The organism is Rhizobium sophoriradicis, from assembly GCF_003939025.1.
In the GTDB taxonomy this organism is placed as follows: Bacteria; Pseudomonadota; Alphaproteobacteria; order Rhizobiales; family Rhizobiaceae; genus Rhizobium; species Rhizobium sophoriradicis.
In genome coordinates this window covers 422,530-435,423 of the sequence record NZ_RQIH01000003.1, presented here as the reverse complement: position 1 = coordinate 435,423, position 12,894 = coordinate 422,530, and the positions used below count along the sequence as shown (strand labels likewise).

The following is a 12,894-nucleotide window of genomic DNA, read 5'->3' as shown; positions in this document are numbered from 1 at the left end:
GGCGGAGGCGAGGCGAAAGACGTCCGGGGCGGCGACACACCTGTGATTGTTGCCCTGATGAAGTTTGCCACCACGCTCTTGCGGATTTCGATCAGAAGCTTCGAGATGAGTGTGAACCAAAGGCCTGCCTCGGTGTTTACAGACATGCCTCACTTCTCCGAAAGGACCGACCGATGCAAAGAGTTCTCCTATCTGGCATTGTCCTTGCCGCGCTTACCGGCTCCACCTTCGCACAACAATCGCCACCTCCACCTTCCGCCGCAACGCCACCCACCGCGACCGAGCCTAGCTCGCCTCCGCCGCCGCCAGCCCCGCCGGCTCAGCCCGCTCCCGATGATGACGAGCGGATGATGGGCAGCCCGAATGCACGGTCCGGAGATCGCCCGGACTACCGGTGGCACGGTTCGAAAGGCGACATGGGTTTCCGAGATTTCCGCGGCCATCGCATGCCGCGGCCGTCGAAGGCCGCCCATTTCCAAATTGAGGACGGAAACACACGGATCGATCTGAAATGCGCCGAGGACGAACCGATGAAAGCCTGTTCCGACCTGCTGCTGGAGGTGATTGATCGCCTGCAGGGCCAGAACTAGCCTTTTTCGGCAGTCGCGTTTGCCGACCGGCGAAGGCAACTGATCGCTACTGCTCGAACTCGATGCAGCGGACGTTGCCGCGTGGTTGAAACCCTTGACCGCCCAAGCCTCGCGCCAGCTTCGGTTTCTTGTCGGAGGGCGAGGGTGAGATGCGGGATGCGTCGACCGGAACCGTGTTCAGCCGTGCGCCGCCCGCCAAGCGGCCGGTGGCTGAGCGAAGGCGCGGGAGAAGGCGCGGTTGAAGGCAGCTTCGGTGGCGTAGCCGGCGTCATAGGCGATCGCTGCAATCGGCTGGCTTGTCGTGGCCAGTGCCACGCTTGCCAGATAGAGCCGCCAGTCTCTGATATAGCGGATCGGCGATGTCGCAAGCATCGTTTGAAAGCGTTCGGCGAGCGCGCTGCGCGACGATCCCGATGCTGCGGCCAGCAGCTCCAGCGACCAGTCACGCCTGGGATCGTCGTGGATTAGGGAGAGGCAGCGCGAGAGCGCAGGGTCGGCCAGCGCTGCCAGCAAGCCAATCGCGTGGGGTTTGGCCATCATGATCTGATGGCGCAGGATCTCGATGAAGATGATTTCGGTCAACCGCGGCAGCATCGAGATGCCGCCGGCGCGCGGGCTATCGACCTCCTCGACCATCTGGCGGATAGTGGCGCGCAGCCAGTCGCGATCATTGGCCGCCCGCGTCCTGACATGGATCATTTTCGGCAGCGCCTGGCGCAGCGGCGCAAAGCTCAGCCCATCCCATTGCAGATAGCCGCAGAGCAGCCGCACGCTTTGCGCCGCCTCGCCATAGCGCAGCACCGGAATCTCCCGCCACGGCTTCTGCGGCAAGTCGCGGGTCGGCAGCACCAGCGTGCCATTTTTTCCCACACCCAGCTGATGTCCGGTGCCGAAGGGAAAGACTAGGACGTCGCCGGCTTCCAGATCGGTCTCTTCGTCTTCCGCTTTCAACCAGCAACTGCCCGCCACGACGATATGGAACGGCATGGTGCCCGTAGCCCTTGCCGAGAGGCCTGCAAGCGACGGCGCGGCATCGGTCTGCCAATCGCCAGTCGGCATGAAGCAGAACTGCAGTGATCCCGAAAGACGGATCGTCGAAAGCAGCGCCGACAGCACGTCATCACGGGTGACGCCGCCCTCAGTACCTGGATTTTCGGACAAGGCTTCACGCATTCCGGCCAAATACGCGCGCGGCGCACCCTCCTATCATGGTCGCGTTCAGTCCAAGCAATCTTGAATTCAACTGGGAGAATACTATGCAAAGCCAAAGCGATAAACTGGTCGTGCTCGTCACGAAGGGCATCGAATCCGAACTTTCCTCCGTCGCCTTCACCATAGCCAATGGCGGGATTACCGCCGGGCTCAAGGTTTCGGTGTTCCTCACCAGTACCGGGATCGACCTGGTGCGCAAGAGCGGCCAGCGGATGACGCATGTGCCGCCGCTCGATCCGCTCTCGACATTGATTGAGAATTTCCAGCAGCGCGGCGGCTCAATCTGGGCATGCCCGCCCTGTGTGGCTTCGCGCGGCTATACGCAGGAGGACCTGCTCGATGGCGTCGTCATCGTCGGCGCCAGCGCCATGCATGCCGAGATCAGGCAAGGTGCCGCGACGCTGTCGTTTTGATCAGTCAGACCGGGTGGGAGCATATGCCAGCACTATTCTTGCATTCGGCAATATACTCGTGAGATTGTACACTTATACATGTGATGAAGCGTGATGAGGGCGGTGCGGAGGCTTCAATGACATCCGTGAGGGTCAATGAGCTGATATCGGTGGCGGGGCAGCCCGATGCCGCCGGCCTTGCCGCTTTCGCGGCCGAAGGTTTTGCCGCCGTCATCAATGCCCGGCCAGATGGCGAGGAGCCGGGGCAGCCGGGCAATTTGGCGGAAAAGGCTGCCGCCACCGCCGCTGGGCTTTCCTATAGCTTCGTGCCGGTGAAGGGGAGCGAGATCACCGAGGCAGATATACGCGCCTTTCAGGCGGCGATGGCCGAGGCGAAGGGGCCTGTCGTCGCCCATTGCAAGAGCGGCATACGGGCGCTGACACTTTATACGCTGGGTGAGGTGCTCGACGGGCGCATGGAGCCCGGCGATGTCGAGCTCTTCGGCCAAAGCCTCGGTTTCGATCTTGCCGGCGCGCGCCGCTGGCTGGAGAGGCGAGCGGCGCAGACGGCGGATGTGAAGGCCTTCTTCCATCCCGCCACATGGAGCGTGCAATATGTCGTTGCCGATGCCGCCATGGGACGCTGCGCCATCATCGACCCTGTGCTCGACTTCGACGAGACCTCGGGGGCAACGGGCACGTCAAGCGCCGATGCCATCCTTGCCGACATCGAAAGCCGGGGGCTGGCGGTCGCGTGGATCCTCGACACGCATCCGCATGCCGACCATTTTTCCGCCGCCCATTACATCAAGGGAAAGACCGGCGCGCCGATAGCCATCGGTGCCCAGGTCACCGAGGTGCAGAGGCTCTGGAAGGAGATCTATAACTGGCCGGCTCTCGCAACAGACGGCTCGCAATGGGACCGGCTGTTTGCCGATGGCGACAGGTTCGAGATCGGCGGGCTTGAAGCTCGCGTTATGTTTTCGCCCGGCCACACGCTCGCTTCCGTCACTTATCTGGTCGGCGACGCCGCATTCGTGCACGACACGGTGTTCATGCCGGATTCCGGCACGGCGCGCACGGATTTCCCCGGCGGCAGCGCGGCCGCTCTGTGGAGTTCGATCCAGGCGATCCTGTCGCTGCCAGACGAGACCCGCCTCTTTTCCGGTCACGACTACCAGCCTAACGGGCGTCACCCGCGCTGGGAGAGCACGGTCGCAGCCCAGAAACGCGACAATCCCCACATAGCAGGCAAGGACGAAGCCGCCTACGTGGCACTCAGGCAGGCGCGCGACCGCACACTGCCGAAACCGAAGCTGATGCTGCACGCGCTGCAGGTCAATCTCCGCGGCGGGCGGCTGCCGGAGCCGGAGGGGAACGGGCGGCGATATCTGAAGATACCGCTGGATGCGTTGTAGGGTTGACGGTCGAGAGACACTTTGAGAAAGGAGTTCCCCGTGTCCAAGGACTGGGGCACGCTAGGTTCCTGCGGCATCCCTAGGGCGAAGCCTGAGGGCACGGGAATGCGCAGGCATTATCTCACGATCCGGACCAGAAGATCGTGATCTGGGCCGCACCGCTACATTTGTCGATGATGTCGCCACTGTTGCAGATCGGGGAGGAAAGGCTGTAGCCGCCGCTGGTCGCCTGGTTCGATATCCAGACATCGCCGGCCTGGAAGCCGTTCGGATCGCGATTGACGACCAGTTCCGCGATCAAGTTGCCGGACTGATCCTTGACCCATATCGGCGCATCCAGATACATGCGCGACGTGGCTAGCAGCGTATCCGAGCCGTAGGGCGGCAAGGGCGCCGTGCTCACTCCAGGCAGGAGGCTCGGCCGAAGAAAAGCGCCGCTCCCGTCGATGACTTCATAGCCGACTGTCAGCACATTAGGCGTCTGGTTGCAGATCGTCAGGACGACATTGTGCGTGCCTTCCCAATAGGAGGTGGCAAAGCCCCAACCGTTGCAGGACTGGAAGAAGTCGGACCGAGCAACGCCGTTGCCCCATACATGTTGTTGCATCAAATCGCTGTCGGGATAGGCCTCCCAACTATCCTGCCCCGCGATCCAGTATTTCACCCAGGTACCGCCGCCGCCCGGCGTGACCCACTGCGCTTCGCTCGGTACGCCGTTCACGGGGCTGTCGTCGTTCTGGTAGTAGAAATAGATCTGGAACTTGGCCGGCAGCAGCATCTGCAGGGCGGAGATCTCGAAACCGGGAAGTGAATTGTCGACCAGCGTTGCGGTCTGTCCGGAAGGCCAGCTCAGCGTGTTCGGCCCGGTCGCCATCGACGCGGCATAGAAGGCCTGCATCTTGCCCCAGTCGGAGAGGATGATGGTTTCCATCAGGCCGGCGGCGTCCGTCGTCGATTGGAAGGCCGTCCCAATGTCGTCCCACAATTTGGCGTATGCCACTTGGAACGGGTCCGCCGAAATCGTGGTGCTGACGTTGGCGGCGTTGGTGGCGACGTTAATGCATCCCTCCATCACATTGCCGATGATCGATGCCGTCGATACGGCCTCTTCTCCGCCCGGAACCGCTTCCAGCACGGTATAGAGGATGCCTTCGAAAACCGACAGGATCAGGCCGCCGATGCTCATGCTGCTGCCCTCCTCCAACCCGGCAAGTGTGCCGATGGCGAGCCCACGATCGGTGCAGCTCGTCTGAAGGCTTGTCTGGTAGGCGCGGAATTCGTCGAAGAACTGGCGTACGCTGTCGGCCCGGGTGATCTCGTCTCCCAGCTCGGCCACCACGGCATTCCAGGCGGTCTGGTCCAGCTCCGGCGGGCAGGGCATGGTACTGATCGTCGTGTGCAAATCCGAAAGTGAGATGGTGAGGTTGGCATATTCGCTGCGGATGTCGGCGATGCCGAGGGCGTTCATGATATAGGCATAGACCGAGGCCTCCTCATCCAAGAAAGCCGGGAACGGCTGCGGGCTCTGCATCACGATCGTGTTCAGTGGATTGTCCGGCGCCAGTTGCCATTGGAAACTCGCCGGCGGATCGGAGCCCCCGGCCGCACCGATGACAGCCAACGGCCCCGTTCCCGGCTGCAGCGAATCCGGCTGGCCATCAATGCCGAGGGAAAGGCCGGTGTCCGGATTGCCGATCACGCCGGAAGGGCCGAAGTTCCAGGTCTGGCCGCTCTCAGGGCTGAGCGCCGACTGAATGACGACGGGGCCGCCGTCGCTTTCCGCCGCTCCGAGCAGCAGCGACCGGTTCATGGCGCTGAGAATGCGGCCGTCGCTGGTGATCTGCCACATCGAATTGCTCGAATCCGCCTCGAGCTGCCAGACGATAACATCCGTGCCTGGGCTTTCGTCGGCGCCCTTGACATTCAGCACGAAGGTCGTGCCGTCACCGTCGGTAAGATTGCTGACGATGTAGCGCCAGGCGCTGAATTGCTGCTGGATCGCCTGCATGTTCGGGGCCGTCCACCAGGATTGCGTCGCCGGCGGACCGTCCTCGGCCGGCGAAAGCTGGACCAGCGCTCCCTGGAGCGGCTCGGCCGAGGCTGCCGTTATTACGGACCCGTCCTCGGCGGCGATGGTGCCCTGCGCGGTGAATGACCAGTAGGCGGGCGTCGCCGAGATGACGAGGCCGCTTCCCTCCGGCGACGGAGCGAGATATAGGCCGGAACCGAGCGCGCTCACCACCGAGCCGTCGTCGCCGATCGCCCAGAGCTCGTTATCGGCCCCGCCCTGCCAGCCCCAAGTTATGATCGGCGTTCCGGGTGCGCTGCCGGCGCCCTGGACGTTGAGACCATAGCTGACGCCGTCCGTGCCGGAGGCGGTCTGGATGAAATACCAACTGGTCATGATGGCCTCCGAAACGGTGAGATCTTACAATTCTTCACGGTGAGGAGCCTACAGCCATCGCAGGTGTCTTCAAAATATAATACCATAACGTGTTTCATTTTCGATATGAATGGTTCTCAAATCGCTGCCGTGGTTCTGCGCGCCTTCTCAGGAGGGATGCCGGGTTGCGAGGCGCTGTACTGATATGGTGCAGGTGGTGCCCCCAGGTATTGCCGGCGTCGGCGCCGGGCATTGGAGGCGGGGATTGTTCCGATATCCCGCGGCGGCCTCGTGCTTCCTCCGGCGACGTCCGTGCCTTACAGTCCGTGCCTTACATATTAATCTCGTCGCGATCCGGCCTCGCTAGTCTTTTCGCGCAGTTCGGCTATTATTCCCAGTGGTTGAAGGGAGTCTACGATGCTCGAACGAAATCAGCTTCCCCTGCGCCCTGCCGTGCCTGGTTTGGCGGTCGCCTGGGTTGTCGTCATTGCCGGTGCGAGCGTGGTTCTCAGCCTGTTTTTTGCCTGCGTCACACCCTTCGTGGCGCTTTCGGCGGTTTCGGCGGTTGTGCTGCCGCGGCGGATGGCGGTGGCGGCGGTGCTGCTTGCTTGGCTCGCCAACCAGATGGTCGGGTATCTCGTGCTCGATTATCCCGAGACCTGGGAAAGCTACGCCTGGGGGCTTGCGATCGGGATTGCGGCTTTCGCATCACTTACAGCAGCGCTTTTCGTGCTGCGCCTTGCGGCCGGTCTCACCGTCACGATGTCGGGCGCCTTCCTTGCCGGCTTCATCGCCTATGAGGGCGTGCTTTTTGCCGCAACGGCGGTGCTTCCGTCCGGCGACGGGGCGTTTTCGGCAGCTGTTGTGGCCGAGGTTCTTTTGATCAATTCTCTGGCTGCGGTCGGACTCATCTGCCTGCATGCCGGCGCGGCGGCTAGCCGCGCGCTTGTCGCGGCACAGCCGGCACGGGCACTGCTTTAGGTCTTCGTCTCCACACTTGTCGTCGGTCCAAAACTGCTGCGCGCCTTCCGCAACGGGCCGGCGCCCTCAGCAATGCGCGAAGATGGGTTGAGATCATGGTCGGCAACGGCTATCTGGTTCCGACCCGCAAGCGGACCGGCCGCGAACGACAAGGCGCATAGCTCCCATGATCCCCGATTTTCTCGTCACCCATTCCGGTGGTTTCCATGCCGACGAACTGCTGTCGAGCGTCATCCTGACCCGGCTTTTCCCGCAGGCGCGCCTGATCCGCAGCCGGGCGCCGGAGTGGATCACGCCAGGGCAGGACCGGATCATCTATGATGTCGGCGGAGTTTATGACGCCGATGCCGGCATATTCGATCATCACCAGCGCGGCGCGCCGTTGCGCGACGATGGCCAGCCCTACAGCTCGTTCGGCCTGATCTGGAAACATTACGGCCGCGACTATCTCGCTGCTTGCGGCCTTCCCGCAGACCACGTCGAAGCCTTGCACGGCTCTTTCGATGCGAGCTTCGTGCTGCCGATCGACCTGACCGACAATGGCGCGCTTAGCCCCTCGGGGCCATTGGCGGGCCTGACGCTGCCGGCGCTGCTCGAGACCCTGAAACCGGTTTTCGACGAAGCGGAGCCGGATGCCGACGATCGCGCCTTCCACGCGGCCCTTGCCATTGCCCGCAGTTTCGTCGAGGCCAAGATCGCTCAGAGCGCTGCAAAATTGCGGGCCGAGGCGATCGTTCACGAGGCTATCAAGGCTGCGGGGCAGGGCCATATTCTGGAACTGCCGAGGGGGATGCCCTTCCGTCCTGCTATCGTCAAGGCCGGTGCCGATCACCTGCTGTTCGTCGTCCACCCGCGCGAAAAGGATTGGTGCGTAACCGGCATCCGCCGCGCCGAGGAGGGGTTCGAGCTCAGGGCCGACCTGCCTGCAGCCTGGGCCGGTCTTGCCAATGGAGAGCTGGCGGCGGTTTGCGGCATAGAGGGCGCGAGCTTCTGCCATAACGGCCGCTTCATCGCCGCCGCCAGGAGCCGCGAGGCGGCGCTTGCCATGGCCGAGTTGGCGGTCAAGGAGGCTCTTTCGATCGGGGTGTAGCGGCCGTTATCCGCGTCGGATCTACCTGATATCAAATGCGTTCAGGTCATTCCAACCGTGGAAGCGATTGACTTGCATCCGCGAAGGACTAATCTTCCTGCTATATCAACCACCACCCACACGCGAGAGATAGTGGACGGTGTGAGTGGCTGGCGACCTTGAGGAGGATGAGGTTTGCCATGGATTATCGTGTCGTTCTGCTGATTGGTGCAGCTGTGACTGCCTTTGCTCCCGCTAACGCCGGGGCGCAGGAGGGCGACGCTGCGGCGGGCGCCGTTGTTTTCAAGAAGTGCGCGACCTGTCATGTCGTCGATTCAGATACGAACAAGGTCGGCCCGTCTCTGAACAAACTGTTCGGCAGGAAGGCCGGGACGCATCCCAATTTCGCCTACTCGGCCGGAATGAAGGCGGCCGGCGAAGGCGGTCTCGTCTGGGACGAGACGGTGTTGCGCGAATATCTGCACAATCCGAAGGCGAAGGTGAAGGGCACGAAGATGGCCTTTGTCGGCGTGAAGGACGAAAAGGAGATCACCGATCTCATCGCCTATCTCAAACAATATTCGCAGTGACGGGCAAGAATCCCAGACGGCAATACTCCGAATGACGGGTTCGCGGCCGGCGACGAATGGCTAAATCGCCTCAATTGCGATATTTTCTATCTGTGCGATAATAAACACGGACTTTTTGCGGAATGCGGTTTCACGGGTCAACCTGCTCGAGGAGGAGCGGAAATGGCTGTCGTGCTGATCCTCGTCCTGATTGTCGTCGGCTCCGTGCTGTTTCATGTGCTGAGCCCGTGGTGGTGGACGCCGATCGCGTCCAACTGGACCTATATCGACACTACCCTTGTCATCACCTTCTGGATCACCGGCATCGTCTTCGTGGCGGTGGTTTCGTTCATGGCCTATTGCGTCTTCCGCTTCCGGCACAGGCCGGGCAACAAGGCGCATTACGAGCCTGAAAACCGCAAGCTGGAGGTGCTGCTGGCATCTGGAACTGCGGTCGGCGTCGCGGCGATGCTGGCGCCCGGCCTCATCGTGTGGAACCAGTTCATATCGGTGCCTGCCGATGCCGCATCGGTCGAGGTCGTCAGCCAACAATGGCTGTGGAGCTTCCGTCTGCCGGGAGCGGACGGAAAACTCGGCCGTGCCGAGACGCGCGACGTCAGCCCGGAAAACCCGCTCGGTCTCGACAAGAACGATGCAAGCGGCCTCGACGATGTCATCATCGAGGGCGGCGAGCTGCATCTGCCGATCGGCAAACCGGTGCACATTTTGCTGCGCTCCGTCGATGTGCTCCATGATTTCTACGTGCCGGAGTTCCGCGCCAAGATGGACATGATCCCCGGCATGATCACCTATTTCTGGTTCACGCCAACGCGGACGGGGACCTTCGACATCCTCTGCGCCGAACTCTGCGGCGTCGGCCATCCGCAAATGCGCGGCACTGTCGTCGTCGAAAGCGACGCGGATTATCAGACCTGGCTCGGGCAACAGCAGACATTCACCCAGCTGACGGCGTCGGCTGGGCCGGCGAACTGACGCGACCAGGACGGCCGGAGGCCGCAAGCCGGTTCAGGGAACCAGCGGGGAAAGGGAAGAGAGATCATGGTCGAGATTCCATCCGGCAGCATCCCATCCGCCGAAGTCGAGGATGTCGAACTTTACCATCCACACAGCTGGTGGACGAAATATGTGTTCAGCCAGGACGCCAAGATCATCGCCGTACAATATTCACTGACGGCGATCGCGATCGGCCTGGTGGCGCTGGTGCTCTCCTGGCTGATGCGGATCCAGCTTGCCTTTCCCGGCTATTTCACCTTCATCGATGCCGATCATTATTACCAGTTCATCACCATGCACGGAATGATCATGGTGATCTATCTCCTGACCGCGCTCTTCCTCGGCGGCTTCGGCAATTACCTCATTCCGCTGATGGTCGGCGCCCGCGACATGGTGTTTCCCTACGCCAACATGCTGAGCTACTGGATTTATTTGGTGGCGGTGCTGATCCTCGCCGCAGGCTTTTTCGTCCCCGGCGGCCCGACGGGGGCAGGCTGGACGCTTTATCCGCCGCAGGCGGTTCTCTCAGGCACACCAGGCGGCAGAGACTGGGGCATCCTGCTGATGCTCACCTCGCTGATCGTCTTCATCATCGGCTTTACCATGGGCGGGCTGAACTATGTGGTGACCGTGCTGCAGGGGCGGGCGCGCGGCATGACGCTGATGCGGATGCCGCTCACCGTCTGGGGCATCTTCACCGCGACCGTCATGGCGCTCTTGGCCTTTCCCGCCCTCTTCGTCGCCTGCGTGATGATGATGTTCGACCGCCTGCTCGGCACCAGCTTCTTCATGCCCGCCATCGTCGAAATGGGCACGCAGCTGCAGCATGGCGGCGGCAGCCCGATCCTGTTCCAGCACCTGTTCTGGTTCTTCGGGCATCCCGAGGTCTATATCGTCGCGCTGCCAGCCTTCGGCATCGTTTCGGACCTGATCAGCACGCATGCGCGCAAGAATATCTTCGGCTACCGCATGATGGTCTGGGCGATCGTCATCATCGGCGGCTTGAGCTTCGTCGTCTGGGCCCACCACATGTATGTCAGCGGCATGAACCCCGCCTTCGGCTTCTTCTTTGCCACCACGACGCTGATCATCGCCGTCCCGACAGCGATCAAGGTCTATAACTGGGTGCTGACGCTCTGGCGCGGCGATATCCACCTGACGCTGCCGATGCTGTTTGCGCTCGCCTTCATCGTCACCTTCGTCAATGGCGGCCTGACCGGCCTCTTCCTCGGCAATGTCGTCGTCGACGTGCCGCTGTCGGATACGATGTTCGTCGTCGCGCATTTCCACATGGTGATGGGTGTCGCGCCGATCCTCGTCATCTTCGGGGCGATCTATCACTGGTATCCGAAGGTGACGGGACGCATGTTGAACGACGTGCTCGGCCATATCCACTTCTGGATCACCTTCCTGGGCACCTATGCGATCTTCTTTCCGATGCATTATCTCGGCCTGCTCGGCGTGCCGCGCCGCTATTTCGAGATGGGAGAGGCGGCCTTCGTTCCGCCTTCGGCGCATACGCTGAACATTTTCATATCGGTCATGGCGCTCGTCGTCGGGGCCGGGCAGGTGGTCTTCCTGTTCAATCTGGTCTGGAGCCTTTTCCGGGGCAGAGAGGCGGGCGGCAATCCGTGGCGGGCGACGACGCTCGAATGGCAGACGCCGCAGACGCCGCCGGCGCACGGCAACTGGGGCAAGGACCTGCCTGTGGTCTATCGCTGGGCCTATGATTACAGCGTGCCTGGTGCCGCAGAGGATTTCATTCCGCAGACGGTGCCGGCAAGCGGCGACGTCACACGGGAGCGTCCGACATGAACGTCACGCTGATCTTCCTCGCGGCCATCGCCGCCATCATCATCTGGTGGTTGGCGGGGCAGCGGCTGACCTCGAAGCCCTGGCTCGAAACCGGCTCGGTGCAGCTGCCGGATCACGTCGGCACTGAGCGGCCCGCGCCGGCGGTTAAGATCGGTCTCTTCGTATTTCTTGGCGTCGTCGGTGCCGTCTTCAGCCTTGCCGTCAGCGCCTATTTCATGCGTGCAGCGTCGGCGGACTGGTGGGCGACGCCGGTTCCGCGTCTGCTCTGGGTCAACACGGCGGCACTCGCCCTGAGCAGCGCCGCGCTGCAATGGGCCAGACGCGAAGCGCTGCATGGCCGCGGGGAACGCCTGCGGCCGGCGCTTGCCGTCGCATTTGCTCTTGCCGTCCTCTTTCTCGCCGGACAGATCCAGGCATGGCGCGAGCTGACGGCGGCTGGATACGTGCTGGCCGACAATCCCGCCAACAGTTTCTTCTATATGTTGACCGGTCTGCACGGCCTGCACATTCTCGGCGGGCTGGCGGTGCTGGGTCACACGACCCTGCGCGCTTTCGCGACCGACATCGCGTCGGACAGGCTCAGCCTCAGCGTCGACCTTTCGGCGATCTATTCGCATTTCATGCTTGCCGTCTGGCTGCTGCTGTTTGTGCTCTTTGCCGGGTGGGCGAATGATTTCGTCGATCTCTGCCGCACATTGCTGAGCTAGGGGCGCAACCGGGAGAATTGCAGATGGCACATCCTGTCCAGACACACGGCGAGCCGGGTCTCAGGCCGGTCGGCTTGCGCGGCGTCGCCGCCGATTTCGCCTCGGACCAGCGCGCCTTCAAGACCGCCTCCTGGGGCAAGGCGATGATGTGGATATTTCTGCTCAGCGACACTTTCGTCTTCGGCTGTTTCCTGCTCGCCTATATGACCGCCCGCATGTCGACGCCCGTTGCCTGGCCCAATCCGAGCGAGGTCTTCGCGCTGCATATCGGCGGCCAGGACGTGCCGCTGATCCTGATCGCGATCATGACCTTCGTGCTGATCTCGAGCAGCGGCACCATGGCGATGGCGGTCAATTTCGGCTATCGCCGCGACCGCGGCAGGACCGCCGTCCTGATGCTGCTGACAGCGCTTCTCGGGGCATGTTTCGTCGGCATGCAGGCCTTCGAATGGACCAAGCTGATCACCGAAGGCGTGCGCCCCTGGGAGAATCCATGGGGGGCGGCACAGTTCGGCTCGACCTTCTTCATGATCACCGGCTTTCACGGCACCCACGTCACGATCGGCGTCATCTTCCTCCTCATCGTCGCCCGCAAGGTCTGGCGCGGCGATTTCGACGTGGAGCGGCGCGGCTTCTTCACCAGCCGGAGAGGCCACTACGAGGCCGTCGAGATCATGGGTCTTTACTGGCACTTCGTCGACCTGGTCTGGGTCTTCATCTTCGCGTTTTTCTATCTGTGGTGAG

Annotated in this window: 12 protein-coding genes; 10 read left to right on the top strand and 2 right to left on the bottom strand. The window is 62.3% G+C overall.

Going from position 1 to position 12,894, the window contains the following annotated elements; genetic code table 11:
- Positions 1 to 173: 173 nt before the first annotated feature.
- Complete coding sequence (locus tag EFR00_RS06775; protein ID WP_077989404.1) at positions 174 to 590, top strand: hypothetical protein; 417 nt, start codon at positions 174 to 176, stop codon at positions 588 to 590.
- Positions 591 to 767: 177 nt separating this feature from the next.
- On the opposite strand, the gene EFR00_RS06770 is transcribed toward EFR00_RS06775, so the two are convergent.
- Positions 768 to 1,763 carry an AraC family transcriptional regulator gene (locus EFR00_RS06770; protein WP_077989403.1) on the bottom strand — a complete coding sequence of 332 codons (996 nt, stop codon included), beginning with the start codon at positions 1,761 to 1,763 and terminating at the stop codon, positions 768 to 770.
- A gap of 83 nt (positions 1,764 to 1,846) precedes the next feature.
- Between EFR00_RS06770 and EFR00_RS06765 the strand changes: the two genes are divergently transcribed.
- Positions 1,847 to 2,215: a DsrE family protein gene (locus EFR00_RS06765; RefSeq protein WP_009994894.1), complete on the top strand. Its 369-nt coding sequence runs from the start codon at positions 1,847 to 1,849 to the stop codon at positions 2,213 to 2,215.
- A 116-nt stretch (positions 2,216 to 2,331) separates the two neighbouring features.
- Positions 2,332 to 3,612, top strand: coding sequence for a bifunctional sulfur transferase/dioxygenase Blh (gene blh / locus EFR00_RS06760; RefSeq protein ID WP_009994892.1), 1,281 nt, complete (start codon positions 2,332 to 2,334; stop codon positions 3,610 to 3,612).
- Positions 3,613 to 3,733: 121 nt separating this feature from the next.
- Here blh and EFR00_RS06755 read toward each other — a convergent pair whose 3' ends face one another.
- Positions 3,734 to 6,016 carry a hypothetical protein gene (locus EFR00_RS06755; protein ID WP_077989402.1) on the bottom strand — a complete coding sequence of 761 codons (2,283 nt, stop codon included), beginning with the start codon at positions 6,014 to 6,016 and terminating at the stop codon, positions 3,734 to 3,736.
- Between the two features lie 396 nt (positions 6,017 to 6,412).
- On the opposite strand from EFR00_RS06755, the gene EFR00_RS06750 reads away from it, so the two are divergent.
- From EFR00_RS06750 to EFR00_RS06720, 7 genes are all read left to right on the top strand, one after another.
- Positions 6,413 to 6,976: a hypothetical protein gene (locus EFR00_RS06750; RefSeq protein WP_009997009.1), complete on the top strand. Its 564-nt coding sequence runs from the start codon at positions 6,413 to 6,415 to the stop codon at positions 6,974 to 6,976.
- A 166-nt stretch (positions 6,977 to 7,142) separates the two neighbouring features.
- Complete coding sequence (locus EFR00_RS06745; protein WP_009997011.1) at positions 7,143 to 8,066, top strand: MYG1 family protein; 924 nt, start codon at positions 7,143 to 7,145, stop codon at positions 8,064 to 8,066.
- Positions 8,067 to 8,245: 179 nt separating this feature from the next.
- On the top strand, positions 8,246 to 8,635 hold the full coding sequence (locus EFR00_RS06740) for a c-type cytochrome (protein ID WP_009997013.1): 390 nt from the start codon (positions 8,246 to 8,248) through the stop codon (positions 8,633 to 8,635).
- 162 nt (positions 8,636 to 8,797) lie between these two features.
- On the top strand, positions 8,798 to 9,607 hold the full coding sequence (locus EFR00_RS06735; protein WP_009997015.1) for a cytochrome c oxidase subunit II: 810 nt from the start codon (positions 8,798 to 8,800) through the stop codon (positions 9,605 to 9,607).
- A gap of 66 nt (positions 9,608 to 9,673) precedes the next feature.
- Entirely contained in the window at positions 9,674 to 11,443 is a 1,770-nt protein-coding gene (gene ctaD, locus EFR00_RS06730; RefSeq protein ID WP_077989401.1) for a cytochrome c oxidase subunit I, read from the top strand.
- Positions 11,440 to 12,150 (top strand): cytochrome c oxidase subunit 3, encoded by a 711-nt coding sequence (locus EFR00_RS06725; protein WP_077989400.1) that lies wholly within the window; start codon positions 11,440 to 11,442, stop codon positions 12,148 to 12,150. The genes ctaD and EFR00_RS06725 overlap by 4 nt, the downstream gene beginning before the upstream one ends.
- 23 nt (positions 12,151 to 12,173) lie before the next feature.
- Positions 12,174 to 12,893, top strand: coding sequence for a heme-copper oxidase subunit III family protein (locus EFR00_RS06720; protein ID WP_077989399.1), 720 nt, complete (start codon positions 12,174 to 12,176; stop codon positions 12,891 to 12,893).
- Position 12,894 lies beyond the last annotated feature (1 nt).